Here is a 25,733-nt window from a genome sequence, read left to right on the forward strand (position 1 = left end):
TCTGGGGTAACCAGGTAGGAGCGCCGTCTCGGCGCGAGCTTTTGCTGTCAGGTCGCGACGACGGCGAAGAGCTCGCGCCGGGACGGCGCTCCTACGGTTGCCTGGTCAAGACGGACATCCCCATCGCGATGAAAGAAACTGCGGGCCGCAAGCACATTTCAGTGTCCCCGAGGATCATAGCGCTAGGCGTCGCGGCCGCGATGCCGTCCGGCGGATGGCGGCATTTGCGGGCCACACGTTATACTTGCCCCAGCCAAGCGCCGCGGTTGTACGTGGCGCGCGCAATCTTAGAGAGTTCCGGATACGACATGATGCGACCGCTGCCGCTCGCCGCTTGCCTTGCCCTGGCCGCCCTTTCGCTGGCCGCCTTGACCGCTCAATCGCAGACCCCGCCGCCTGCCGCCGAAGCCGCCGCCGCTCCTGTCAGCGCGCCCGCCGCCATGCCATTGGCCGGTAATCCTGAAAAGGGTCACCTGCTGACTTACACCTGCCAGGGCTGCCACGGTATCGCGGGCTATAAGAACGCTTACCCCAATTTCCACGTGCCACGCATCGGCGGGCAATCGGCCGAATACCTGGCCAACGCGCTGACCGAATACAAGAACGGCAACCGCAAGCACCCCACGATGCAGGCCCAGGCTCAGAGTTTCTCGGAGCAGGACATTGCCGACATCGCCGCTTTCCTTTCCACCGTCAAGTAACCTTCCCATGCCCAACGCCAAGCACGCCCAGCGTCTAGCCATCGCCCTGTTCGCTGCACTCGCCCTGGGGGCATGTTCCAAGGTGGAAACCACCGAAACCGCCGCCGAAGACCCCGGTCACAGCAGTGGCGAGCACGGTTCCAGTTCTTCCGCCGGCCTGCCGAAAGGACGTATAGCCGCTGGCGAACAGTTGGCCAGCGCCAAGGGCAAGGCCACAGGTCAGAGCTGCGTGGACTGTCATGGGGCCGAAGGCAATGCGCCTATCGACGACACGTACCCTAAGCTGGGTGGCCAATACGCCGACTACCTCGCACACGCGCTGCAGGCCTACCGCGCCGGCGATCGCGAGCACGCGCTGATGAGCGCGCAAGCCACCAATCTGAGCGACCAGGATATTTCCGACCTGGCCGCCTACTTCGGCTCGCGCACCAGCCAACTACGCGATCTGCACAACGTGCATTGACCTGAGCGTTAGCTGCTGAACACGAAAACGGAGCCGCAGGGCTCCGTTTTTTGTTGGGTGCTTGCCGATGGCGACCGATCTGGAGCGCCATCTCGGCGCGAGCTTTCCCTGCCAGATCGCGCGCAGGCAGAGCGAAGCGCGCGCGCCGGGACGGCGCTCTTACCTATCCTAACTATCCGTCGGAATCGGCTTGCGCTTGACAGGAATATCCGGCGGCGGGCGCGCTTCGGCGGGTTGCTCGTTGAGATTGGGGTCGACGATGCCGCAACCGCCGCCTAGTTGCAGTACCGAAACCACGCATTTAAGCCGCTTCGACGTTCCTGGAATCGGGATGGAAGTTTCGCGAATGTTCTTCCGTACCCATTCCTGCAACAGCGATTCATTGGGCACCCAGAATTTATCGAAGGCGGTGGGCTCGTAGTCATAAGGGGGCCGTTGCAGCCAGGTGCCGGCCTGCTCCAGCTTTTCACGGGTCCACGCGTCTTGATCGCCACCGGGCGCACCGCGTGGCCCGCCGTCGCTGGCCGTGCCCGCATCACCCGCCCCGGGAAGGCGGACGCTACCGTCGCTGTTGAATAGACCCGGGCGTTCTCCTCCGCCAGGCACGCCCGCTTGGCCGGGCACGTTGCGATTCGAGTCACCCCAGTCGTCCGCGCGGCTTGGGGCAGGTCGACTGCCTGGCCGATCGGCCATTGTGGGACCGGAGCTCGTCGCAGCCGGCTGCGCACCCGCTGGTCGGCTGGTGCCGGACGTCTGTGTCGTGGCACTGCCCGGTGTCTGGGCGGCGGGCGCTGTCGGCGCAGTGCCTGTAGGACCAGGGCGAGGCTGAGGCGCAGGAATTTCGGCTTCACGCACGCTAACCGCAGGTGCGCGCAATTCGGGCGAGCCCATCTCGCGCGATGGCACCTGCACCTGACGCACTTGGGGCGCAGGCGCGGCGATTTCGCGTTGTTGGACTTGTTGCTCAGGTGCCGCGAGCTGCGGTGTGTCCACCGGCCTCCGCGGCAGCTCCCGTTGCGCGGGCGGTGCCGGCACCACCGTCACCTCACGTGTCGGTACGCCAATCTCAGGCGTGCGGATCTGCGGCGGCGCGATTTCGACCGTGCGCGGCGTAGGCGGCGGCAACACGAATTCGATGGTGGGTGCGGGCGTCTCTGTGACCTGCAAGGTCTGCAGGGCAGCCGGCGGTGATGGTTCCGGAACCTCGCGTTGCTGAAGTTCCGGTACTTCGGACGTCAACGGCGGCGCTGCGGGCTCAATCGCAGCTACCGTCGGTGATGGCGGCGCGGAGGAAGAAGAAGCCCCCGACGCCGCGGCAGCCGATTGCGCGGGCGTGACCTGTTCTGCCGGTGGACCGCCGCCTTCCTCTTCCGGCGTACCCTGACCGATGAACTCCACCTGCACCCGGCTGTTGCTCTCGTCGCCGGATGGTGGGGGCAGCGTTACGTTGACCAATGCCGCCAGCACCAGCAACAAGAAGAACAGCAGGTGCATGACCAGGCTGACGAAAGCAGCAAACCAGCGAATGCCGCGCTCTTCGCGCAACGGCGGATCCCAGTCCTGGTAGAACAATGCTCGCAGCGCTTGCAGTTTGTTCAACGCAGGCGCGATGGGGCCGCGCTGAGGCGCCGGTCGCTGCATCAGCAGCGCAACGATGTTCTCGGATTTCTCTCGGGTAATCATGCCCAGACGCGTGGGCAGAGCGCGCATCCATATCCCCCACCCGTATGGCAGGCCGGTATGGCGTTCCAGCATCGGCACCGCTTTGCGCGGAAGCAGAGCGGCGATCAGGTCGGCGGCTTTCGTCACCGGCGCGGGATAACGTCAGGCCGCGTTGTCGCGCGGTATGTAAGGTGCGTCACCGGTATCGTGGTCGGTCGCGTCACGCACCGCCGTTATTCCAGGAACGCGGGCCATCAAGGTTTTCTCGATGCCCTGTTTCAGCGTTACATCGGCCATGCCGCAGCCATGACAGCCGCCGCCGAAACGCAACCGCACCACCCCCTCTCCGGTGACCTCTTCCACCGCAACCCGCCCCTTGTGCTGGGCCAGCTGCGGATTGATTTCGTTCTCCACCACCCAGCGAACGCGCTCGACCAACGACGCCGATTCGGCGGGCGCTTCGCCCTTGATCTTCGGTGCCTTGATGGTCAGCTGCGTGCCTGCACCCTGTGTGATGTAGTCGATCTCTGCACCATCAAGCCAGGCCACGCTGTTGGCGTCCACGTACAAGGTGAAGCCATCGCAATCCACCGCCCATTCATCACCGGCCAGATCCCGCGGTTCGGCGAACTCCAATCGGGCATCGGCGCGTGCGGTGCCAGGGTCCACGGCACTCAAGCGCACTCCCAGGCCCGGCAGGGCCTCGCGCTCGATCAGTTTGCGGAAATGGGTTTGGGCGCTGTCGGAAATCTGGATCATGCGGGTATTCTAGCCCTCTACTCGTTAGTCGCTCACTCGAGCCGTCATTGCGTGGATCGGGCGTTCAGCCGGTCCGCCGCCAGAGGAAACTTCATGTCCGATCTGATTCCACTCGACCAGGCGCATTGCCTTCCCCTGAAGGGTATCGAACACAAGCTGGGCCAAGCCCGGATTGCCGAATTGCTGCCGCAGATCCCTGGCTGGGAACTGATCGAGGAAGGTCATGCGATCGCCAAAACCTTTCACTTCGGAAACTACTACGAAACCATGGCGTTCGTTAACGCCTTGGCCTATATCGCCCACCGCGAGGACCACCATCCGGACTTGGGGGTGCACTACAATCGGGCCGTCGTGCGCTATTCGACCCACGACGTCGGCGGCCTGAGCGAGAACGACTTCATTTGCGCGGCCAAGACCGAAACCCTGGCGAGGCAATCATGAAACCTGCGATCCGTCGGCTACACACCCCAAGATTCGGACTGCCCTTGTTCGCGGCATCGGCGCTGCTGCTGGCCGGCTGCGGAGGCGCCAGCGAAGAGGCGCTTCCGGTTCAGCGCCCCACAGAAGTCGCCGCTATCGACACGCCTCCGCCGGACTATCCCTTCGAGCTCGCCTGTGCGGGTGTCGGCGGCACCACCACTCTGTCCGTCACCATCGGCGTGGAAGGCAAACCCACCCAGGTCGCCCTGGTCCAAAGCAGCGGCAACCAAGCCTTGGACGAAACAGCACAGCAACGGGTGAAGACCTGGAAGTTCAGGCCCGCTACCGCCAATGGCCAACCGACGCCGAAGACCATCCAGGTGCCGGTGAACTTCAAACCGCCGGAAGTTCGCCCGGACGAGTGTTTCAAACTGGACGAGCAGCGCTGACTAGCGGCCGGCGGCCTTCTCGGGTTGTGCCGCTAGTTGAATGACTGCCCTCGGTGCCAACGGCGCTCGAAATAGGGGAAAGACATGCAAGGAATCAATTTCTGGGCCGTCCTCGTGGCGGCCGCCTCAAGTTTTTTGCTTGGCGGTGTCTGGTACGGCCCGATATTTGGCAAGGCGTGGGGGCCTGCGGCCGGCGTCACCGAACAGCAGAAGGGACATCCCGCCAAGGTCTTCGGCGGAGCATTCGTGTTCTCACTGTTGGCTGCGGCTGCGTTCGCCTATCTGCTTGGCCCGCGGCCTGTATTGTCATCCGCGCTTTGCACGGGCGCATTGATCGGCTTCTGCTTTGTGGCCGCCAGCTTCGGCATCAACTATCTGTTTGCACAGCGCAGCCTGAAGCTGTGGTTGATCGATGGTGGCTATCACACGCTTCAGTTCATCATTTTTGGATTGGTACTGGGTCTCTGGCATTAAGAATGCCGGATGCTCACCTTTGGTAGAGCCGAGCTTGCTCGGCTGCTCGTCTCGCCCAATCCGCGCAAACAGAGCAGCGGAGCAAGCTCCGCTCTACGAGAAGAACGCTACGCCAGCCGATCCAGCGCCGCGGCCAAATCGTCCGCCAACGGCGCGTTCAGCACATAAGGCGTTTTGCCGGAATCCAATGCGAACTGCAGCGATGCCGCATGCAGGAACAACCGCTTCAGGCCGGCCTGATCGCGCAATCGTTTATTGACCGCTTCATCGCCGTATTTGTCGTCTCCGGCGACAGGATGGCCGATGTGCTGGGCGTGCACGCGGATCTGATGGGTGCGGCCGGTTTCGATCCGCACTTCGCAATACGAATGGCCGCCACGACGCTCCAGCACCCTGAAATGGCTGACGGATGGTTTGCCGTTGGCGTTCACCTGCACATGGCGTTCCCCGCCCTGCCGTAAACCTACGTGCAAGGGCGCATCCACCGTCATCACGCCATCGGGCATGCGGCCGACCAGAAGAGTCAGGTAGCGCTTCTCGATACCGCCGCCTTCTTCACGCATCAACGCCTGCAGTTCAGTCAACGCCGAGCGTTTCTTGGCCATGATGAGCAAGCCGGAGGTATCGCGGTCCAGGCGATGGACCAGTTCCAGGTTCTGGTTCGGACGCAGGACCCGCATTGTCTCGATGGCGCCATGGCTGATTCCGCTACCGCCATGACTGGCGACTCCGGTGGGCTTGTTCAGGACCAGCAAGCGCGCGTCCTCGAACACGATGGCCTGTTCCATCCGTTCCAGAAAACTCGCGGGGGGTGGCGTCTTGTCTCCCTCCTCGACGAGATTCACCGGCGGGATCCGCACTTCGTCGCCGGGTTCCAGCTTGCGTTCGGCTTTCGCACGGCCGCCATTCACCCGTACCTGACCGCTGCGCACCAGCTTGTAAACCAGACTCCGTGGAGCCCCTTTCAGCTGGCCCAGCAGGAAATTGTCCAAGCGCTGGCCGCCACGATCCTCCGGCACCTTGACGGTGCGAACGGGTGACTTGGCGGGGCTGGTAGCTGAGGGTGCGGGGGGCTGGGCGGTCATCCGTCTATTTATTCTGTTACACTCGGCGGGCGAGATAAGGGTTTGATTTCGCTGGAAGTTGTTGCAAGGGCCAGAAGCCCAGCTTCCCGCGATTCCGGTCTAGTGCGCGGCCACCGCCCCAGGGGCGGCCATGTTAGCGGCTTACCGGCAAGCTCGGATACCGCCCGGTTCGTCAGAGATCGGAGCTGAACATGCCCCGTGCGGCGCAACCACTTGGTGGAAAGCTGCCGCCGGCCCTGTAACACATTTGAAAAAGCGCTCCCGCGGCCTGCCGTGGTGTCGTAGCGCTGGAAACCCAACCCGGCCCATCTGCGCCTGCGCAAGGGACGGAAAGACCTCTCACGAGGAGCAGGTTCCAGAAGCGAAACGCCATGGCGTTCCGCGCGGTAGTAGCGCGCGAGGAACGCACCATGAAACGCATGTTGATCAACGCTACGCAGGCTGAAGAGCTGCGCGTGGCCATCGTCGACGGACAAACGCTGTACGACATCGATATCGAACAGCCGTCAAAGGAACAGAAAAAGTCCAACATCTACAAGGGCCGCATCACCCGGCTCGAGCCCTCCCTGGAAGCCGCCTTCGTCGATTACGGCGCTGAACGCCACGGCTTCCTGCCTCTGAAAGAAATCTCCCGCGACTATTTCCAGGCTGGGGTCGACCACAACAAGGCCGGCTTGCGCGAACTGCTGCGCGAAGGCCAGGAAGTCGTGGTGCAGGTAGACAAGGATGAACGCGGCAACAAGGGCGCCGCCCTGACCACGTTCATCTCCCTGGCCGGCCGCTACATGGTGCTGATGCCGAATTCGCCCACCGCCGGCGGCGTGTCCCGCCGCATCGAGGGCGACGACCGCGCCGAGCTGAAGAAGGCCATGGATTCGCTGGCCATTCCCGACGACATGGGCGTGATCATCCGCACCGCCGGCGTCGGCCGCGATGCTGAAGAACTTCAGTGGGACCTGGACTACCTGTTGCAGGTCTGGAAGGCCATTGCCGAGGCCGCGCTGACCAAGCCCGCACCGTTCCTGATCTACCAGGAGTCGCGCCTGATCGTGCGCGCCCTGCGCGATTACCTGCGCTCGGACGTGGGCGAGATCCTGGTCGACACCGAGGAGCTCTACGCCACCGCACAGGAATTCATGCAGCAGGTGATGCCGCACAACCTGCGTAAGCTGAAGCACTACAAAGACGACATCCCGCTGTTCAACCGCTTCCAGATCGAATCGCAGATCGAAGCCGCGTATGAACGCAATGTCCGCCTGCCCTCCGGCGGCTCCATCGTGGTCGACCAGACCGAGGCGCTGACCGCCATCGACGTCAACTCGGCTCGCGCCACCAAGGGCGGCGACATCGAGGAGACCGCGTTCCACACCAACCTGGAAGCGGCCGACGAAGTCGCCCGCCAGCTGCGCCTGCGCGACCTGGGCGGTCTGGTGGTCATCGACTTCATCGACATGGCTTCCAACAAGCACCAGCGGGAGGTCGAAAACCGCCTGCAGAATGCACTGAAGTACGACCGCGCCCGCGTGCAGTTGGGTCGCATCTCGCGCTTCGGGCTGATGGAAATGAGCCGTCAGCGCCTGCGTCCGTCACTGGGCGAATCGAGCCAGATCATTTGCCCCCGCTGCGACGGCCACGGCCGCATGCGTAGCGTCGAGTCGCTGTCGCTGTCCATCATCCGCGTCGCCGAAGAGCACGCGATGAAGGAGAACACCGGACAGGTACTGGTACAAGCGCCGGTGGAAATCGCCAACTTCCTGCTCAATGAAAAGCGCGGGGCTTTGCGCGAGATTGAGAAGCGCCACGACGCACCGATCATCATCGTCGCCGACGAAGCGCTGCACACGCCGCACTACGAAGTCACTCGTGTCCGCGAAAACGAACTGACCGAAGAGAGCGCCAAGCCCAGCTATCAGCGCGGCACTCCGCGCAAGCTGCCGGTGCACGCATTGACCAAGGCTCAACTGAACATTCCGGCCGCACCCGCGGTGACGCATGTGAAGCATGCGCAGCCGGCACCGGTGCGTGAGGAACGCGAAACACCTGCGCCGCTCCCGGCTCCCGCTCCAGTGGCGGTGGCCACACCGGCTGCCAGCGGCGGCGTGATGGGCTGGTTCAAGCGCCTGCTGGGCGGTGGCGATGCGACCGCTCCAACACAGACGCCGCAGTCGCGTCAGCAACAGGACAATCGCCAGCGAGGCGATCGTGACCGCGGCGGCAATCAACGCCGCGAAAACCGCGATGGGCGTGGACAGCAGCAGGGCCAGCGTAGCGGCCAGCCGCGTCGCGACGAACCCCGCCGTGACGATCAGCGCCGCGACGAACGCAAACCGCAAACGGCACAGCCACAGGGCGGTCAGCAACAAAAGCAGCGTGGCGAGCAACCGCAGAAGCAGCAACAACCGCAGAAGCAGCAGAAGCAGCCCAAGCCACAACAGCAGGGCGTGCAAGCCAATGCGCAGCAGCCGGCCCAGAATGCCGCTGCCAAGCCGCCGCGCCAGAATGAAACCCCAAAGCCAGCCAAACCGGATACCGCAGCCGCGGAAGCCGCGATTGTGGCAACGGCGGCCGTGACCTCGATCGACAACGTCGCTCCCGCCGTCGACTCACCCCGCCCCGCCACACCAGCACCGGCAATTCCTGCCGACGAGACCGCCGACAAGCCAGCGGTTTCTGCCGAGAGCGTCGTAGATGACGCAGCGCCCTCAACGGAAGGCGCTGAAAACGGTGAAGGCACGGGCCGCCGCCGCCGCGGTCGTCGTGGTGGTCGCCGCCGTCGCCGCGGAGGCAGCGAGGCAGGTGTGGCCAACGAAGGTCAGAGTATCGAAGGTCTGGATGACGACGAGCAGGATGACGTCATCGCCACGAGTTCGCAGCCCGAGTTCGACTTCGAAGAAGAAGAGTTGCGCATTGCACGCCCGTCCGCTCCCGCGGCAACACCTGTCACCTCCGCATCTTCTACTGCTCCAGTCGCCGTTGCTCCAGTCGCCGTTGCTCCAATCGCCGTTGCTACGGCCGTTACGTTGAGCCACGACGCAGAGCCCGCGATCACGCCGGAGCAGGACACGGTTGCGCCGACTCCGCAGGTTTCTGCCACGCCTGCGGTTGCCGACAAAACAGCCGTTGAGGTTCCCCAGCCGGAATCGAAGCCAGAACTCGAGCAGCATTCTGGGTTCGTCACTCCCGCCATCGCGCCGGAAGAAAAGGCCGAAGTCACCGCCGTAGTCGAAACGGAAGCCAAGGCAGGCGCGTCCGTGGTCGAAACTGTCAAGCAGGAGATCGCGCAGGAAGCCGCTGCGGTGACGCCTCCCGCCCCCGCTGTATCGGCACCTGCTGTGTCATTCACACCGACTCCGGAGCCCGAACCTGCGGCGACGGAATCAGTTGCCCAGCAGGCGACACCCGCCGACACCGAAGCCAAACCGACTCCAAGCGCGACCTCCTTCGGGACGTCGGAGACGCCCACACCCGCTGCAGGTAGTACCGGTTCGCTGTTCTTCGTCGCCGACCAGGACACGCCCGCATCGGTGACCCGCAGCCTGTTCGATCCGGTGCCCACGTCAAAGCCCGCACAACCTGTGGAAACCGATCCCGTGACGGCGCACAACGATGATGAAAAGCCGTCGGAACCGGATCAGGAAAGTACCGAACGTAGCGCCTGATCCGGTTTCGTTCGGATCAACGGCAACACACCAGACCGGCCGCTTCATGCGGCCGGTCTGCTATTCGCATCTTGTGGGTCGGGACGTATGTTGCGGAACAAGCGCCAGCCATTCGGCTGCTGGGTAGCGCCGCTCCCTACATTGCAGCCGCACTCAGAACGAGCGCGAGGGATCCGATAAGCCGTACTGCGTCGCGAGACGCGCTAACGCGATGTTGTCCTGTACACCGGTCTTTTCGAACAAGCGTGTCTTGTGCGTATTGACGGTTTTTGCGCTTAAATTGAGGCGTTTGGCAATGTCTTCCTGGCGCAACCCCTGCGTCAGCAGCATGGCGACTTCCAGCTCTCGTGGCGACAGCACATCGAACGGCGATGTATCGCCACTCACGTTCAATAGCGCCAGGTTCTGCGCGATATTGTTGCCCAGGTAGCGCTTTCCACGTGCCACCTCGCGCACCGCGCGCACCAATTCGGTGGCGTCACCGCCCTTGCCTATATAGCCCGAAGCGCCGGCCTCCATGAGCCGTTTTGGCAACGGACCATCTTCCAGCACTGAAACGATGACCACGCGCGGGCAACCATCGCCATGGGCAATACGTTCCGTTACCTCAAGCCCACTGATTCCCGGCAGATGCAGATCACACAGCACCACGTCCGGTGCGAGCTTGCGTATCAACGGCAATGCCTCCTCGCCACTCGCCGCTTCACCCACCACATCCATATCGATCTCGCTGGACAAGATCATCTTCATGCCAGTGCGGACCAGCGTGTGGTCATCGACTAGAAATACGCGAATCGTCATACCGCCAGATACTCCCCATCTACTGCTTCCCCGGAGCCTAGTCCGTCGCTACGCTTGCTGCAACTCACATTCCTACCGTGACGTGTGACAATCCGCCGAGCGGTGGCCATCCCCCGCCAGCTGCGCCCTGCATTGCCTTTCATAGAGAGAACCCATGGCTTACCGCGCATCGCATTTCCGCTCCCTACTGCACAGCACGGCAGTGCTGGCAATATTGATCGCCCTGCCCGCTTGCGCCGACTCCGGCACGTCATGGAAAAAACAAGTCCACGACATCAGCGTAGGAAAGGATAGCGCTACCCGCGGCGCCGCGATTGGCACCCGATTGGATGCAATGAACATCGCGTGGCGCAAAGAAGCGTTTACGCACGACGACCAGGCTGGTTCCAATCTGATCGCCGACCTGGGCGGCCGAGCCGACGCACCGTTGCTGCTGATCGGTGCGCATTACGACAAAGTCGCTCAAGGCCACGGCGCCACCGACAACGCTTCGGGGGTATCGACAGTGCTGGAATTGGCCGAGGCGCTGAAAGCCCGTCCCCTGGCCAACCACCGCGTGCAAATCGTCTTCTGGGATTTGGAAGAGGAAGGCCTGTTGGGCTCCCGCGCCTGGGTGGCAACGCCCGGCCGGGAAAAGCCGGCCTTGTATATCAATTTTGATGTATTCGGTTGGGGCGACACGTTATGGATGATGTCACCGCAAGCAGACGCTCCGTTAGTCGCAGCAATGCGCACCGCCAGCGACAAGCACCGGCTGCAGTTCCGATCTGGTACTGAGTATCCGCCGACCGATCACTTGGCTTTCTTGAAAGCCGGCTGGCCGGCCGTGTCGTTCTCGCTGATCGGGAGCGACGAGATAGACCCCACCTTGACGGTCTTCAGCGGCGGCAAACCCAGTTCCGTTCCCAAGGTAATGCGAGTCATCCATAGCCCAAACGACACTGTGGCCGAGTTGGATGCAGACAACGTGCCTGCCGCCCTGGCAGCGCTGGAAAGCGGCTTGCGGGCATGGGATCTCACCGCCAAGACACGCTAGGTCGATCTGCATTCGAGTCGATTTACGCTCGAAAAGCACGAATACGAAAATAAGAAAGGCGGACCGTTAGGCCCGCCTTTCTTACGAGAACACCACCAACTTTTCCCGGCGGCGACGGTGTCGGACTCGCGACTGACCGTTGGTCGCAGACGGTAACAGGGGGAAACCGGCTGCGTTAGGTTCTCTTGTGGTCCCCAGGTCATCGGCCCGCGGTGGCCCGGTTTGAGGGGTTAATGATTCCGCCTATCAAGCGGAACGTTCCACTATGTAAAGTTATACGGAAGATAGTGCGAAGAAAGTGTGTAGACGCGCGACTGGCGCACGCTGAATACGAGGGTTTCATCACATTCTGAATATTCGCAAACTATATAGCCGGGTTTTTTCATCGACATCACTTCCGTGTACGTAGCTTGTCGCGGCAAGTGCTTGTTTTCCCCACCCGCATCATGATGACTTTCGATATTCCCTACACGCCTGCCGAAGACGGTAGCTATGAGCTGTCCATCAACGAATCTCCACCGCTGCATTTTGCCAGCCGCGGTGCGGCGTTGTTCTATGCCGTCAAGTTGGCTACACAGCGCCAGCAGCAAGGAATCGACTACGCCATCAATGTGGAAGGCGGCGATGGCAAATGGCGGCTGTTTCGCGGACTGGCGCGGCTTAGCGCGTAATATCCCAAGAGAGGCAGCGTAGGTCGGCAATCGGCAAAACGCCGGTGGCAGCAGCCTGGCTCACTACTCTGCGCCTCGGGAGCGTGGCTCCGGCCTACGCCAGCGAATGTCGTGGCAACGCAGTTTCAGCCCCTGCAGGCGCAGGCGCATGCCATGCGAAACAGCGTATGACTGTTCCATCGGGCTCAATGCAATCCGGTGTCGACTGCATGCCGGCTTTGCTCAGCACGCGCTGCGATGCCAGGTTTTCCGGCGCGGTTGTGGCAATGGCATAACGCAAGCCCAGTGTCTCTTTTGCATACATCAACATCGCGGCAGCGGCTTCCGTCGCCAGTCCTCGACCCCAATGACTTCTCTTGAATGCATATTTGAGTTCCGCATCGATTTGGCCAGCAGGATGGACCAGACCGCAGAACCCGATAACTTCACCATTCTCGTGTTCGACCAGTGCCGACATACCATAGCCACGTGTGTGGTAGTTGCGCTCGCTTACCGCCACCCACTCCACGCACTGCTCGCGCGTCAACGGCTCACCGTCGCCCACCCAGCGCATGGCGTCGGCGTCGCCATAAACCTCGAACAATGCATCGACGTCCGAGACCTGCAAATGACGACCCATCAAGCGGCGCGTGGTGAAAATGATATGTGTCATGGTCCGTATTTTACTCGCATGCCCTTTGGCGGACGCGACCCTCCGCAGTACGAAGAATAAGTCGAATGACCTCAGGTCCGGGCCTAAGGTATTTTGGATAACCAGTAAGGTTCGTCGTCCCGGCGTAGGCCGGGACTCAGCGACTTTCTACATCCGGAAACGAGAATAACTGCCGCAGATAGCCCCACCCGCGTTGATGTCCGAAAACGGTGAGAACCCCTCGGCTTCGCCATGCCAAGATAGTCGCCCCTGTTCCAGTGATACGCACCATGACCACCTACGCCGACCACACTGATCGCTTCCGCCAACTACATGCCGACGGCCTGCTGCTGCTCGCCAATGCCTGGGACGCCGGCAGCGCCCGGCTGATAGAAAGCCTGGGCGCCCCCGCGATCGCCACCACCAGTGCCGGCGTGGCGTGGGCGCATGGCTATGCCGACGGCGACCAGTTGCCGGTGTCGCACCTGCTTGCCGCCGTCGCCGAAATTCGCCGCGTCATCGACGTGCCGCTCAGTGTCGATATCGAAGGCGGCTATTCCGATGAACCCGCCCGCGTCGCAGATGCCGTCGTGCAGTTGGTGCAGAACGGCGTATCGGGCATCAATCTGGAAGACGGCAGCGGTGACCCCGAACTGCTCTGCGCCAAGATCGCCAGCATCAAACAGGCCTGTGCCCAAGATGGTGTGGACATCTTCATCAACGCGCGCACCGATGTTTATCTACGTCAGCTGGCGCCTGCTGGCGAACGAGTCGACGCGACCTTGTACCGCGCTGCGCTTTACCGCTCTGCCGGCGCTGACGGCTTGTTCGTACCTGGCGTCACCGATGCCGACGAAATTCGAAAGCTTGCCACTCAGGCGCAACTGCCGCTCAACGTCATGCTGCGGCCTGGCCTGCCGAATCCACAAGCGCTGGCGGAGTTGGGAGTGCGCCGACTCAGTGCGGGCTCGAACCTGGCCGAATCGGTCTACGGCCACCTGCAGCAGCGCGCCAAGGAGTTTCTGGAGAACGGTGTTGCAATGCCATCGCAGGGGCTGTCGTATCCCGAACTCAACGCCCTGTTCGTTGGTCGCTGATCCCATATCAGCGGACCACGCGAGTCATGGGCAGCCCTACGCCAACCAAAGCTCCAGCGTTTGCGCCAAGCCAAATAGCACCAATGCACAGGCCGTAATCGCCAGCCACGTCATGGAACGAACCATGATCGACTTCATGCCGTATCCCGCCATTCCCCAGGGGAGCACCGACTATCAACGGCTAAGTGCCTGTTGTCAAAGGTAAATGCATTACCTTGGCGCGGACCGGCACTACCTCACATTGCAGGAGCGACGTAAGTCGCGACCGGATACGTCGCCCCTGGAGAACAGCGATACTCGCTCATGACCGCCAGCCGCAACCGACCTATCAATCCGGATCACCGCTGGCGATAGAAACCTGCGTCGTCTCCGGAATATCGTCCCATACGTAAAGCAGAACCTCCGGCCCCCATGCTTTCCTCAGATTCCAATTGGAATGGGTCAACGGGCGGTAAGTACGCTCACCCACGACGATCTTCTTGCCCGGGCCTTCCGGCAGTTCGATATCGACCAGATGCACTTCATCGGGACCATCGTAAAGAGCTACTTTCATCTCCCACCCATCGCTCACTGGGACAACCATCGCTGCGGTACCGCAATGGTTCTTCTGCGGAGAGTTATATCCCCGAATGCGTGAAGACGATCGCTACATCCGGGACGAAAATCCAAGCTTCCCTTCTCCCTCCGGGAGAAGGTGCCTGGAGAGCCTGCCCCGTACTTGATACGGGGGCGGATGAGGGAATGGCAATGACTCACCATTGAGTGCTATTAGGGGCGAATACTTCGCAGAAGATAGGCTGCTCAGCTCTTCCGCAACAACGCATACACAAAAGACTGCTCAACCCCAGCCGGCGTCTGATGACGCTCAGCATGGGAGCCAACAAGCACGAACGACGCCCCCAACACAGCAGCAATATCCTCCGCCGAACGTCGAGCCACCGGCAACCCCGAGCAACGTTCCGGACCATCGGGCGCAAAGCCGCCAATGGCGGCGTAACTTTCCGGCGCAAGCGCATGAGCCACCTGTGCGGCATAGGCCTGTACATCGGCTGGCTCGGTCAGGAAATGCATGACGGCTCTATCGTGCCAATGCGTGTAAGCCGCGACCGATAGATCTATTTGAGTTATATCGCGCACTAGCCAGTTCGCACGCCTACCCTTTGGCCCCAACCGCTCTTGCGCAACCTCCAGCGAAGCCGCCGAAAGATCAAGAACGGTGATCTCCGCCACGCCTCTTTCGATCAGATCGTCCACCAATGTCGAAGCACCACCGCCCACATCGATAACGCGGCTGGCGGAGTTGAGACCAGCTTGCTCGAGCAGCTTTAGCGAGACATCGAGATGCGGGCTATACCAACTGACGGCGGTGGGCGCCTTCTGCTGGTAGACGGTTTCCCAGTGATTGGTACGGTCTGGCGAATTGGGATTAGGCATGGAGCTCTTCTTCGTTCGACTGCTTTGACTTTGTACTCGTTAGTTTGCCAGGACAAACACCCCCTTCGCGGCAACAACTATCGTCGCGAAGAGCCCCGGGTGCGCTTCGCTTATCCGCGCTTGTATCGTATTTTTGTCAGCGGAAGTCGCTCTTCGGCTGACAGGGTCGCCGAAGGAATGGACTAGAGAAAACCGTAATAGTTCTCGTAGAGCCTAACTGCGTGCCAGGCAATAAACAGCAATGCACCGAGGATCAGCGCGTGGATTTGCCACGCGGTCCAGCGGGATTCGGCGTCACCTTCAACCTCCATCATCTCTACGCGCTTTTCGTTCCGTGCCTTGTCCGAATCCATCAGCAGGTACCCGTTAAGATGAAATAGGTGGATGTTGGATCGGATCACACGATAGCCTGAGTAGAAGCTCACGCCGAAAGAGAGTACTGCGGCCGCGCAAAGTAGCAATGGCCAGCGCCATCCGGCTTCATCGGTCTGCTGAACCGCGAAACCTACGCACGCACTGGCAGCTGCCATCAGAAAGAAGACGAGCTTCTGCCTAGTCTCCATGTTCATCGCGTGCAAAGCCTTGAAGCCTTCGTAATCGCTCATTGGATGCCCCCGGGGACGGCCATAGCGGGTACGGGGTCAATGCCTTGAAGCCTCTCAACGAGCCGCTGCTTTGAACTCGCAGTTAGGTCGTCGCGCCTAAGTCGCAAGCTATCAATTAGAGCTTGATTGGCGAGCTCGTGTCCATCAAGCAACGTGTACCAATTGAGCACATAGCGTTTTGTCTTGCCATCGCTGAGGTACAAGCCAATCTCGCCACTAGAAGCCTTGTCACGTAGACGGTCTACGATTTCAGTATCAGCATCGGAAATCTTTCGTCCTACCAAAATTAGCTCGAATCGCATGAACTCACTGCTAAAAGCAGGATACTTTTTGATGATTGCCGCGTAGTCATCTAGCTGCCGAAGGTGCTTGACGTTCAATGAAACGCCAGGGCGCTTAATTTCCACAATGACGCATCGATAGACTTGCTTCCCAAAGCTATCAAAGCTCACAACCTTGCGAGCAAGAAAGAGGTCCGGCTGCCTATTGGCGCCCTCCACTGTTGCAAGGCCCTCTACATCTTTCTCCTCAATATCATCGATGCCTTTTATAGAGCCCCGAAGATTTTTGGAAATTTTCGTGAATGTCGCTTCCTCAGCGCCAAGCAGCTCGTATTGTGGGCCAAACAGCCAAGTATTATTTTCAATGATTTTCTGGAGATCGGGCGTCTCTGTAACTTCAGCGTGATGCTCATCCATGAGGTATCTAATCTCATGGATAGTATTGATACGCTTCTGAAGGACTTCGATGGTGTTAACGATATTCTCAAGTGTGGTCTGTTGAAGCTGCGCGGCAAGCTTGTTGGACGTAGCTTGGTCGAGCTCCAGGACGCTATTAAGAATTTCCCATAAGGAGTCGTTTTCATCCGAGACGGCAAGCTTATCGAGGAGCCGTATGAGTACCTTAGCCTGCTTCTTGTTGAGAGAGAAGAGGGCCGGGTCCGCAATGTATATGTTCTTTACGAGCTCCTTCGTGTTCTGAAGACGCCACTCTGCTTCAGGCTTTGCAAGCCCAGAATAGGTCGGGAAAAACCCCTCTTCCTCATACTGGGCAACCTTCTTCTCGGCTTCCTTCCTAAGAAACTCTTCATACAGTTTGCGAGTTATTTCGGAGACGCCCCTCTCCAGTTCAGACCATGCGCGAGAGCCAAGGGTGTTGGTGGACGGATTGATGAGGTCTGATGTAGCCGCGAAGCTATCTGCCCAACTAGAAGCGACATAGACGCTCGTATAGAAATTCTTTTTGTTGTTTAAACTGCTGAGGCGTCGGTGGACTGTGCGTCCGGCACTGTCGATCAGGTAGACGTAAGACTTTTCGTCGTTCGGCTTTTCTATCCAACGGATGACGTCAACACGGAAACTATCGCTTCCAATTTCGATGACTTCGCCGTGGAGCTCATGTTTTGGTATGGCTACCAGTTCATCATCGACCAGCAATCGCTTTGCAGGATGGAGTGCCAAGTACCATCCAAATGTTTGGCTAAAACATTCAAGCAGCTCCAAGCGATCAGGCAGCTCTTTGTGAGTTTTGCTGAGGACTACAGTAGTCCCCGATTCTTCAGAGACGTACTGACTCACTTCACCCGGAATGACGGAGAACTTTTTAATGTCATGATCTTCAATTGAAATCACAGCCTCTTTGCCAGCGTGCCTGGTGTACCAATCGGCTTGCAACGCGAGACGGTGAAAGGCCAGGCGGCCTCGACCATGTGAACCATGCTGGGCGACATCGAGCTTCTTAGCTGAATCGTTGAAGAGGCCAAAGTTGCTTCCAGTTATTTCGAACTGAATTCCTTCACCGTTATCCCAAACGATCACCCTTGAAAGGCCGCCGAGCTGGTTTCGTTCCAGGCGGACGCGAACCTCTGACGCCCCGGCATCGAATCCGTTCCACACCAACTCGTAAACGGCCTCGACCGGCTCTGTAGACTTGAAATGCTTTTTTATGCCCTCGCCCGTGATCTGGGTTTCACTGGTCACTGTTCCGGTGGTCACGATCACTCCTTGATTCTTGGGGTGGATGTAAGCGGACATGCCGGCGACCTTAGGTTTGGCTTGCCGGCATGCTGTGCTGCATTAGTCTCAGGAGCTAAGAATTTAACCTAGCCGCGATAAGGTTTGGAGGCCATTCGCGGGATCGTAGCGCGTGTAACTACGGCGGTGTGGTCCAGGCGCTTGACCAAATCGTCTACAGCACGTCCATAGATCAGTAGCCCAAGCGCTTTCAGGAGCGACCTGTCTGATGATCGCTCGGAGTAAACTTTAGTTTGTTGGAACAAACGCTACTCTCACGACAAAAACTATCGTCACGAAGGAACCTGGGTGCGCTGCGCTTACCCAGGCTACGCTTGCTTCCAGCGCCGCGATGGTATCGCCACCGTTGCCATTGACCACGGTCATGCCACCGGCGCGGCGTTCCTGTTCGTCCACGAACTGCTGCCGAGATTCGGCCGATTCCAGTTCGGTGATTTCGGTCTTCAACGCGTCGAACTTGAACGACTCGTCGGCGTTGAGTTGACGGTTTTCCGTGGTGGCCTTTGCCAGCAGCGCACGCGCTTCGGTGGTCTTGGCAGCCTTCCGCTGCCGAATCTCTTGCAAGGTCATAGCTTTCTCCGGGTGTGTTGGGACAGTCCCGGAGAAGAAAAGTATTCACGCGCAACTCGCCGTCAATGATGAGCTTGCATGCGACAAAGTGATAACGCGGTCGCGCCACACTACCGCAAGGATTGCGCTAACGGCGTTTGAATATTTTGTGCAACTCCTCGCATTGCCAACTCTGTTGCTGCATACCATCCGCAGCTTCAGCGACAACGATGTCGTGACCACCTTGGAAGGCCTGTTGGTGCAACGCAAATTTGATCTGGAAGAGTTCTGACGTGCCTGGGTTTACAAGAACTGGCAGTTCCGAATCCCGATCAACTGTTGCGTCAATATGCGGTGCCCCGCCGCCATTCGGCGCGGCCCTAGTTAGATAGAATTTGGAGAGAGTAACGGGCAGCGTGCCGTGATTGATGATCTTCACTTCAACTGCGTCTTGGCCAGGTGCCACCATGGCCCTGACTTTGAATCTGCGCCGCCCGCGAACGAAGCCGATAAAGGCGTTATAGATGCCAAGCACCGCGCCAACTATCGCCAAGATTCGGGTAGCAATCTCCCAATCTAGTTCGCCCACCATCCCCTCCATTTCGTCTAAGCCTACACTGAAGCGTTGTTGGGCTTAATGATGGTAAAGCACAAAATAACCAAATAACTTATTGTTTTTATTGGGCTTATGGCGGAGAGAGTGGGATTCGAACCCACGGAAGGTTTAACCCTTCGCCGGTTTTCAAGACCGGTGCCTTAAACCGCTCGGCCATCTCTCCGTTGTTACTTCACTACCCGCGGCGCTTGCGCGCCGTTCACCAGTTTTACCATCGACCTACGGTCGATGTTCGCTCCGGCCTGCAGCCTTCGCAGTCAAGACTGCTGCCTTAAACCGCTCGGCCATCTCTCCGTTTTTGTTTTGCTACGGCATCTACGCCGCTTTCTTGCTGATCCGCCAACGGTCGGCGGATCCACCCAGCCCATTGCAGGCCGGGCGCTATTTTCGCATGAAGACGGGCGTTTTGCTTACGAGGCCTGCTTGATCTTGTTATTGGCCAGGGCAACGGCCAATGCCTGGTCGGCTTCCTTGCTGCACTTGCCGCCGCAATCCAGTCGCGAGGACTCGATTTGTTGCGGCAGGTGTTCGGCCAGGAAGTCGATGAATACACGCACGGCCGGCAGCAGGCCGCGGCGGGAGGCGAATACCGCGTGGCAGATGCCTTGTGGCAATGACCATTCCGGCAGCACCACTTCCAGTTCGCCTTTGCGCACGGCTTCGGCGCAGACGGTTTCCGGTAGCAGGGTGATGCCGTAGCCGTCTTTGGCCATGGCCTGCAGCAATGGGAAATCGAAGCCTGCCAGGCGCGGTTGCAGTTCTACTCGGCGTACTTCGCCAGCGGGACCGTGCAGTTCCCAGCGTTGGCGTGCTTCGTCTTCGCTGATGCTCAGGGTGACGTGTTCGGCCAGGTCCTCCGGTGTTTGCGGGCGGCCGGCGCGTTGCAGGTATTTGGGGCTGGCGACCAGCAGTTCCTGAATCTGCCCGAAGCTGCGCATGACCAGGCTGCCGTCGTCGTCCAGCTTGGCACGCACGCGCAACGCGACGTCGTAGCCTTCATTGATGATGTCCACGCGGCGGTTGTTGACGTGCAGTTGCAGCCGCACCTTGGGGTACTTGTCGAGGAAGAGCGGCAGGATGCGCGGCAGTTGCATCTGCGCCACCGCGACCGGCACGCTGACGCGCACCACGCCTCGCGGTTCGGCGCTCAAACGGTCCACCACTTCGCGTGCGGCTTGCGCTTCGGCCAGCATGGTCTGTGCGTGGCGATGCACGCTCATGCCGACGTCGGTCACCGCAAAACGGCGCGTGGAACGCTGCAACAAGCGCACACCCAGATCCGTTTCCAACTGGCTGATGCGGCGGCTCAGGCGCGACTTGGGAATACCCAGCGCGCGTTCGGCGGCCGCGAAGCCGCCGTGGTCAACCACCATGGCGAAGTAATAAAGGTCGTTCAGGTCTTGCATGACTTTGCTTCCGTAAATGGAACGATCAGTGACATTAAGACATCTTTATCTCAAATTTGCAACGACCTACAGTGGCTTCCAACGCGGCGACCGCCGCACCCCAGGACGAAAGCCATCATGAAACTATTGCACATCGACAGCAGCGCATTGGGTACCCACTCGGTCACCCGCGAACTCACCGCCGCCATCGTAGCCCGTTGGCAGGACAAACTGCCTGGGCTGGAGGTCACCTATCGCGACCTGGACGCCGAGCCCCTGCCCCACCTGACCGGCCCGGTGCTGACCAGGGCCGATGCCGCGGCCGCCGAAGAAAGCGAACGCACCCTGCAGCAGTTTCTGGACGCCGACGTGTTGGTGATTGGCGCGCCGATGTACAACTTCAGTGTTCCCTCCACGCTCAAGGCCTGGATCGACCGCGTGGCAGTAGCCGGCAGGACGTTCCGCTACACCGAGAAGGGTCCGGAAGGCCTGGCTGGTGGCAAGAAGCTGATCGTCGCCAGCGGCCGCGGCGGTATTCATACCGACGCCCCGACCGACTTCCAGGAGCCTTATCTGCGCCAGGTGTTCGGTTTCCTGGGCATCACCGACGTGGAATTCGTCCGGGCCGAAGGCGTGGCCTATTCGCCGCAGCACCGCGCCGACGCCATCGGGTCCGCGCTGGCCAGCATCCCGGAACCGCTGCGCCAAGCCGCTTGAACACATAACAGAAAGCCGTTGTTCTCTCTCCCTGAGGCCTGCCATGCAGGCCCTTTTTTTTATGCCCATCGAGGCTGCATTCGCTTGTTCTTGTAACACCCCTGCGTACGCTCATGGCGGTACGTGTCGGCATAGCATCCTGGTGGGAGCGGTGGTGGCATGCCACCACCACTCCCACAAGTAGGCCGCGTTTCTCGTAGAGCCGACGTTCTACCCCTCCCATTCCCACCCTGATGCCCGTGGTGCGCGCTACCGCCTTGGGCGAGACGCCTCCTGTCCCGCGTTGCGAAACCCTGCGCCAACGCACGTTACCGAGCCTGACGCCAATCACGGCCGGCAGTACCATGCGCAGCATCAGGGGAGGATTGCGGATGTCCAATGACGTCACCCGTCTGCTGCAACGCCACCATCAAGGGGACCGCGAGGCCTTCGACCAAATGGTGCCGCTGGTGTACGAGCGCCTGCGCATCGTCGCACGCGGACAGTTGGCACGTGCCGGACGGCGCGCTCAATCGCTGGACACGGTCGGCCTGGTCAACGAAGCCTACATGCAGCTGGTCGACGAATTCGGCGTTGACTGGCAGGACCGGGCGCATTTCTACGCCGTCTGCGCGCGCGCCATGCGCCGGATCCTGGTGGACCATGCGCGCCGCCTGCATGCCGACAAACGCGGCGGCGGCGTCACCCACCTGACGCTGATGCCGGATGACGTGGCAATGGCCGCGCCTTCGGAACACATCCTGGCCGTCGACGCGGCCTTGGAAGGGCTGGCCGCTTTCAACGAACGCCTGGCGCGCGTCGTCGAATGCCGCTACTTCGCCGGGATGACCGAGGAAGAAACCGCCCAGGCATTGGACAGCTCGCTGCGGACAGTGCAGCGCGACTGGATGCGCGCCCGTGCCTGGTTATTGAAGGCGCTGGCATGAACCCAACGCCTTCCGACGATCCGCGCGCGCGGATCGATGCGTTGTTCGAGCAAGCGCTGGAACTGGAAGGCACGGCACGCGAACAGTTTCTGGATCGCGTCACCGATGGCGACACGGAATTGCGCAAGGAACTGGAAACTCTGTTGCGGTTGGCCGAGGAACCATCTCCGCATTTCGACGCATTGATCGGCGACACGCGGTGGCAGGCCCTTGCCGAAGAGCTGCCGTCGTCATCCGCCCGCCAAGTCGGAGCCTGGCGATTGCTGCGCGAGCTGGGCAGCGGCGGCATGGGAACGGTCTATCTGGCCGAACGCGCCAGCGATGACTTCAAACAACGGGGCGCGTTGAAGCTGATCCGGCCGATGATGGACTCGGAAGAGTTCGAATGGCGATTCGCGCAGGAGCGGCAGATTCTCGCCACCCTCACCCATTCCGGCATCGCACGCTTGCTGGATGGCGGACGCGATGTCGACGGCAGGACCTACCTGGTCATGGAATATGCCGAAGGCCTGCCGCTGGACCGTTATTGCGACGAACAGCGGCTGACCATCGAGCAGCGGTTGGCGCTGTTTGTGCATGTCGGCGAAGCGGTGGCACACGCTCATCAACATTTGGTCGTGCACCGTGATCTGAAGCCGGCCAACATCCTGGTTACTTCCGAAGGCGCGGTGAAGCTGCTGGATTTCGGCATCGCCAAAGTGCTGGCGGCGGCGGACGACGCGGGAATGACGCGCACCGCGGTCCGCATGTTCACCCCCGAATACGCCGCGCCGGAACAAGTAATGGGGCAACCAGCCGCCACGGCCGCCGATGTCTACCAGCTAGGTTTGCTGCTGTACGAACTGCTGACGGGCCAGCGTGCGCAGCCGATCGAGGATGTATCCCCGGCGACGCTGGAACGCGTCGTCTGCCGGCTTGAACCGCCCCGCCCCAGTGTCCGTGCCGCCGCGGTGACCGCAGAAATTGCGGCGGCCAGGCATACCAGTCCGGTGGCATTGCAGCGCAAGCTGCGCGGCGACTTGGACAACATCGTGTTGAAGGCGCTGCGCAAGGCGCCGGAACGGCGCTATGCCTCTGCTGCGGAGCTGGTCGACGATATCAAGCGTTGGCAGCAGGGCCGTCCGGTGCGGGCGCGTCCGGAGACCTTTGGTTACCGCACCAGCAAGTTCGTGCGGCGACATCCCTTCGGCGTAACCGGGGCGGCGGCCGCTGCGTTGCTGTTGGTCGCATATGCGGTGACAGTCACCTTGCAGGCCGACACCATCGCACGCGAACGCGATCGTGCCCGCGCCGAAGCGGCCAAGGCGCAGCAGGTCAAGTCGTTGGTGCTGCGGCTGTTCGAAGGCGCCGACCCGCAGCAGTCCGGTGGTGCACAGCTGACCGCCCGCGAACTGCTGGATCGCGGCTGGGCGGGAATAGAAAGCGAACTGCCGGATCAACCCGAAGTGCGGGTCGAACTGCTCGACACCGTGGGCGAAGCCTATCGTCAGCTTGGTTTGTACGAACGAGCCCAACCCTTGTTCGACGAGGCCCTGACAACAGCCACGCCGTTGGCCGCCGAGTACCCGCTGTTGCTGGCACGCGCGTTGCGCAGCCGTGGACGTCTGCATAGCGATCTGGGTGCGTACGACAAGGCTGAAGAACAGTTGCAAAGCGCACTGGATCGCTACCGACGCATTCGCGGCAGTCCCGATGCGGAACTCGCCACAACGCTTTCCGACCTGGGCGCCTTGCAGTTCCGGATGAGCGACCTGGACGCCGCCGAGCGCCATCACCGCGATGCCCTGGCGATGCGGCGGCAATTGTTCAAAGAAGAGCATGTCGATGTGGCCGACAGCCTGGACAAACTAGGCACCGTGTTGCGCCACCAGGGCGACTATGCCGCCGCGGAACCGTTGCTCAGCCAGGCCCTGGCGCTGCGGCGCAGGTTGTTGTCCGCCACCCATCCGCAGCTGGCCAACAGCCTTTCCAACCTGGCGCTGACGCGAGTCAATCTGGGCGAATACGACTCCGCCGACGCGCTATACCGGGAAGCGCAGACCGTGATGCGCCAGTCGCGCGGCGAACGTCATCCGCTGGTGGCGACAGTGATGAACAACCATGCGTTGCTCTTGCAGGCGCGGCGCGATTTCCCCGCGGCAGAACGATTGTTGCGCGATGCGTTGTCGATCCGGCGCGACGCCCTGGGTGAACAGCATCCGGAAGTGGCGATGAATCTCAACGATCTGGGTTTGGCGCTGTCCGGAGCCGGCGATTTTGAAGGTGCCGAAGCGTATTACCGGCAAGCGCTGGCTGCCTATCCATCGGAACACCCCTGGCGTTCTGCGACCGTCTTCAACCTGGGTGAGCTGGAAGAAAAGCGCGGCAACCTGGAGGCGGCCGAGCGGCATTACCGCGAGGCGCTGGCACGCCAGCGGGATGACTACGGCGAAGAACACGAACGGGTGGGCATAGACCTGAACCGCATCGGCATCGTGCTGCATCGCAAAGGCCAATTGAACGAAGCCGAAGAACACTTCAAACAAGCGCTGGCGATCTTCCGCAAGCGCCTGCCCGAAGGGCATCCGCGCCTGGCGATAGTGTTGGTGCCCATGGGCCGGCTTCTGCTCGATCGCAGTCGGCCGGAGGAAGCGCGCGCACTGCTGCAAGAAGCCTGGCGCGTGCGACACACCGCTTTCGGCGACAGCGATGCGCGCACCATCGAAGCGGCCACTGCCCTGGCCGCCGTCGATGGTCACGCAGCGCAGGCCAGCCGTTGACCGCTACCTCGGCGCGCGCCGCGCTAACTTCAGCCGCACTTACCCTCCACCGTTACCTTCACCCGGCGCAGGTTGTTGGCCTCGTCGGTTTCGGCCACCGCCTGCGGTTCGTCGGCGTGCACATACAACATCCAGGTCCCCGGCTGCAGCCACAGGTGGCCATCCGATACCGCGGTGGCGCCCGGCGCCAGCGCCGCTAGCGCGTTGCTGGCCACGATCTGTCCGTTCTGCGTGTCCCGACGTATGCGGTTGGTGGTCGCGATAGCGGCCGCGCCGCCCTGGTTGCGGGTGACGTATTTGTAGCGGAATCCGCACAGGCCGCGCTTGTTCGACGACGCATCGCCGCTGGAGACGGTGGCGCTGGTGCCCCAAGGAATGGTCGCGGAACCCAACTGAAACGCGCTTACCAGCGACAGATCGGCAAGAACGACCGTTGCCAACGTTTGCCGGCCCTGACCACCGCCGCCTGGATCGCCGCCTCTTCTTTGCGGTTGCGCAGGCGCCGCGATCTCCGGCGTGGCGCTGGTCGGATTGGGGTTGGAAGATTGAGCGGTTTGCGCCTTCTCCGCGGAGGACGCAGGTTGTGTCGCGGCAGGCTCTGCTGTCGCGCGCGTCTGGGCGCCGGCCACGCCGGCCAGAGCGAACAGAAACAAAGTGCCGATGGCGATGGTGTTCTTGGTGCTGGTCATGCTGATCTCCTTATGAAAATGACGATGACAGGCGCTGGATTCACGCCCTTCCCCTAAACAGTCGCAAAACCGCGCCCGATCCCGCCACGGCGCCGCCCTTCGGCTCAGCGGG

Annotated in this window: 25 protein-coding genes and 1 tRNA gene; 12 read left to right on the top strand and 14 right to left on the bottom strand. The window is 61.0% G+C overall.

Annotation, left to right across the window (positions count from 1 at the left end):
• Nucleotides 1–311: 311 nt before the first annotated feature.
• Both AADW18_RS03930 and AADW18_RS03935 read left to right on the top strand, forming a co-directional pair.
• Complete coding sequence (locus AADW18_RS03930) at nucleotides 312–701, top strand: c-type cytochrome (RefSeq protein ID WP_337342118.1); 390 nt, start codon at nucleotides 312–314, stop codon at nucleotides 699–701.
• A gap of 7 nt (nucleotides 702–708) precedes the next feature.
• Nucleotides 709–1,164 (top strand): cytochrome c, encoded by a 456-nt coding sequence (locus AADW18_RS03935; RefSeq protein ID WP_337342031.1) that lies wholly within the window; start codon nucleotides 709–711, stop codon nucleotides 1,162–1,164.
• Between the two features lie 168 nt (nucleotides 1,165–1,332).
• On the opposite strand, the gene AADW18_RS03940 is transcribed toward AADW18_RS03935, so the two are convergent.
• Nucleotides 1,333–2,973, bottom strand: coding sequence for a hypothetical protein (locus AADW18_RS03940; protein ID WP_337342032.1), 1,641 nt, complete (start codon nucleotides 2,971–2,973; stop codon nucleotides 1,333–1,335).
• Between the two features lie 15 nt (nucleotides 2,974–2,988).
• Nucleotides 2,989–3,585, bottom strand: a complete 597-nt coding sequence (locus tag AADW18_RS03945) for an NfuA family Fe-S biogenesis protein (RefSeq protein WP_337342033.1) — start codon at nucleotides 3,583–3,585, stop codon at nucleotides 2,989–2,991.
• Between the two features lie 93 nt (nucleotides 3,586–3,678).
• Here AADW18_RS03945 and AADW18_RS03950 point away from each other — a divergent pair, with 93 nt between their 5' ends.
• The 3 genes from AADW18_RS03950 to AADW18_RS03960 all read left to right on the top strand — a co-directional run bounded on the left by AADW18_RS03950 (nucleotide 3,679) and on the right by AADW18_RS03960 (nucleotide 4,928).
• Nucleotides 3,679–4,026 carry a 4a-hydroxytetrahydrobiopterin dehydratase gene (locus AADW18_RS03950; protein WP_337342034.1) on the top strand — a complete coding sequence of 116 codons (348 nt, stop codon included), beginning with the start codon at nucleotides 3,679–3,681 and terminating at the stop codon, nucleotides 4,024–4,026.
• Nucleotides 4,023–4,454, top strand: coding sequence for an energy transducer TonB (locus AADW18_RS03955; RefSeq protein WP_337342035.1), 432 nt, complete (start codon nucleotides 4,023–4,025; stop codon nucleotides 4,452–4,454). Before AADW18_RS03950 ends, AADW18_RS03955 begins: the two co-directional genes overlap by 4 nt.
• Nucleotides 4,455–4,538: 84 nt before the next feature.
• Complete coding sequence (locus AADW18_RS03960) at nucleotides 4,539–4,928, top strand: DUF1761 domain-containing protein (RefSeq protein WP_337342036.1); 390 nt, start codon at nucleotides 4,539–4,541, stop codon at nucleotides 4,926–4,928.
• A gap of 107 nt (nucleotides 4,929–5,035) precedes the next feature.
• On the opposite strand, the gene AADW18_RS03965 is transcribed toward AADW18_RS03960, so the two are convergent.
• A complete protein-coding gene (locus AADW18_RS03965) occupies nucleotides 5,036–6,013 on the bottom strand; it encodes an RluA family pseudouridine synthase (protein WP_337342037.1) in 978 nt (325 codons plus the stop codon).
• Between the two features lie 410 nt (nucleotides 6,014–6,423).
• Here AADW18_RS03965 and rne point away from each other — a divergent pair, with 410 nt between their 5' ends.
• Nucleotides 6,424–9,672: a ribonuclease E gene (gene rne, locus AADW18_RS03970; RefSeq protein ID WP_337342038.1), complete on the top strand. Its 3,249-nt coding sequence runs from the start codon at nucleotides 6,424–6,426 to the stop codon at nucleotides 9,670–9,672.
• A gap of 153 nt (nucleotides 9,673–9,825) precedes the next feature.
• Here rne and AADW18_RS03975 read toward each other — a convergent pair whose 3' ends face one another.
• A complete protein-coding gene (locus AADW18_RS03975; protein WP_337342039.1) occupies nucleotides 9,826–10,473 on the bottom strand; it encodes a response regulator in 648 nt (215 codons plus the stop codon).
• Between the two features lie 154 nt (nucleotides 10,474–10,627).
• Here AADW18_RS03975 and AADW18_RS03980 point away from each other — a divergent pair, with 154 nt between their 5' ends.
• Together AADW18_RS03980 and AADW18_RS03985 are read left to right on the top strand one after the other, a co-directional pair.
• Nucleotides 10,628–11,509 (top strand): M28 family metallopeptidase, encoded by an 882-nt coding sequence (locus tag AADW18_RS03980; RefSeq protein ID WP_337342040.1) that lies wholly within the window; start codon nucleotides 10,628–10,630, stop codon nucleotides 11,507–11,509.
• 446 nt (nucleotides 11,510–11,955) lie between these two features.
• Nucleotides 11,956–12,180 carry a hypothetical protein gene (locus AADW18_RS03985; RefSeq protein ID WP_337342041.1) on the top strand — a complete coding sequence of 75 codons (225 nt, stop codon included), beginning with the start codon at nucleotides 11,956–11,958 and terminating at the stop codon, nucleotides 12,178–12,180.
• 94 nt (nucleotides 12,181–12,274) lie between these two features.
• Here AADW18_RS03985 and AADW18_RS03990 read toward each other — a convergent pair whose 3' ends face one another.
• Nucleotides 12,275–12,832, bottom strand: a complete 558-nt coding sequence (locus tag AADW18_RS03990) for a GNAT family N-acetyltransferase (protein WP_337342042.1) — start codon at nucleotides 12,830–12,832, stop codon at nucleotides 12,275–12,277.
• Nucleotides 12,833–13,101: 269 nt separating this feature from the next.
• Between AADW18_RS03990 and AADW18_RS03995 the strand changes: the two genes are divergently transcribed.
• Nucleotides 13,102–13,908, top strand: coding sequence for an isocitrate lyase/phosphoenolpyruvate mutase family protein (locus AADW18_RS03995; protein ID WP_337342043.1), 807 nt, complete (start codon nucleotides 13,102–13,104; stop codon nucleotides 13,906–13,908).
• A 328-nt stretch (nucleotides 13,909–14,236) separates the two neighbouring features.
• Here AADW18_RS03995 and AADW18_RS04000 read toward each other — a convergent pair whose 3' ends face one another.
• From AADW18_RS04000 to AADW18_RS04035, 8 genes are all read right to left on the bottom strand, one after another.
• Nucleotides 14,237–14,461 (bottom strand): hypothetical protein, encoded by a 225-nt coding sequence (locus AADW18_RS04000; RefSeq protein WP_337342044.1) that lies wholly within the window; start codon nucleotides 14,459–14,461, stop codon nucleotides 14,237–14,239.
• A 248-nt stretch (nucleotides 14,462–14,709) separates the two neighbouring features.
• Nucleotides 14,710–15,342, bottom strand: coding sequence for a class I SAM-dependent methyltransferase (locus AADW18_RS04005; RefSeq protein ID WP_337342045.1), 633 nt, complete (start codon nucleotides 15,340–15,342; stop codon nucleotides 14,710–14,712).
• A 182-nt stretch (nucleotides 15,343–15,524) separates the two neighbouring features.
• Nucleotides 15,525–15,947 (bottom strand): hypothetical protein, encoded by a 423-nt coding sequence (locus tag AADW18_RS04010; RefSeq protein WP_337342046.1) that lies wholly within the window; start codon nucleotides 15,945–15,947, stop codon nucleotides 15,525–15,527.
• Entirely contained in the window at nucleotides 15,944–17,980 is a 2,037-nt protein-coding gene (locus AADW18_RS04015; RefSeq protein WP_337342047.1) for an ATP-binding protein, read from the bottom strand. Before AADW18_RS04015 ends, AADW18_RS04010 begins: the two co-directional genes overlap by 4 nt.
• Before the next feature lie 228 nt (nucleotides 17,981–18,208).
• Nucleotides 18,209–18,550 (bottom strand): hypothetical protein, encoded by a 342-nt coding sequence (locus tag AADW18_RS04020; protein ID WP_337342048.1) that lies wholly within the window; start codon nucleotides 18,548–18,550, stop codon nucleotides 18,209–18,211.
• A 127-nt stretch (nucleotides 18,551–18,677) separates the two neighbouring features.
• Nucleotides 18,678–19,118 carry a hypothetical protein gene (locus AADW18_RS04025; protein WP_337342049.1) on the bottom strand — a complete coding sequence of 147 codons (441 nt, stop codon included), beginning with the start codon at nucleotides 19,116–19,118 and terminating at the stop codon, nucleotides 18,678–18,680.
• A 100-nt stretch (nucleotides 19,119–19,218) separates the two neighbouring features.
• Nucleotides 19,219–19,308, bottom strand: a tRNA-Ser gene (locus AADW18_RS04030).
• Nucleotides 19,309–19,555: 247 nt separating this feature from the next.
• Nucleotides 19,556–20,551, bottom strand: a complete 996-nt coding sequence (locus tag AADW18_RS04035; protein ID WP_337342050.1) for a LysR family transcriptional regulator — start codon at nucleotides 20,549–20,551, stop codon at nucleotides 19,556–19,558.
• Nucleotides 20,552–20,668: 117 nt separating this feature from the next.
• Between AADW18_RS04035 and AADW18_RS04040 the strand changes: the two genes are divergently transcribed.
• From AADW18_RS04040 to AADW18_RS04050, 3 genes are all read left to right on the top strand, one after another.
• Nucleotides 20,669–21,247 carry an NAD(P)H-dependent oxidoreductase gene (locus tag AADW18_RS04040; protein ID WP_337342051.1) on the top strand — a complete coding sequence of 193 codons (579 nt, stop codon included), beginning with the start codon at nucleotides 20,669–20,671 and terminating at the stop codon, nucleotides 21,245–21,247.
• Nucleotides 21,248–21,618: 371 nt separating this feature from the next.
• A complete protein-coding gene (locus AADW18_RS04045; protein ID WP_337342052.1) occupies nucleotides 21,619–22,173 on the top strand; it encodes an ECF-type sigma factor in 555 nt (184 codons plus the stop codon).
• Nucleotides 22,170–24,932, top strand: coding sequence for a tetratricopeptide repeat protein (locus AADW18_RS04050; protein WP_337342053.1), 2,763 nt, complete (start codon nucleotides 22,170–22,172; stop codon nucleotides 24,930–24,932). Before AADW18_RS04045 ends, AADW18_RS04050 begins: the two co-directional genes overlap by 4 nt.
• A gap of 29 nt (nucleotides 24,933–24,961) precedes the next feature.
• Here AADW18_RS04050 and AADW18_RS04055 read toward each other — a convergent pair whose 3' ends face one another.
• Entirely contained in the window at nucleotides 24,962–25,621 is a 660-nt protein-coding gene (locus tag AADW18_RS04055; RefSeq protein WP_337342054.1) for a CARDB domain-containing protein, read from the bottom strand.
• Between the last annotated feature and the right edge of the window lie 112 nt (nucleotides 25,622–25,733).

It is taken from the genome of Pseudoxanthomonas sp. CCNWLY206-1 (genome assembly GCF_039710385.1).
In the GTDB taxonomy this organism is placed as follows: domain Bacteria; phylum Pseudomonadota; class Gammaproteobacteria; order Xanthomonadales; family Xanthomonadaceae; genus Pseudoxanthomonas_A.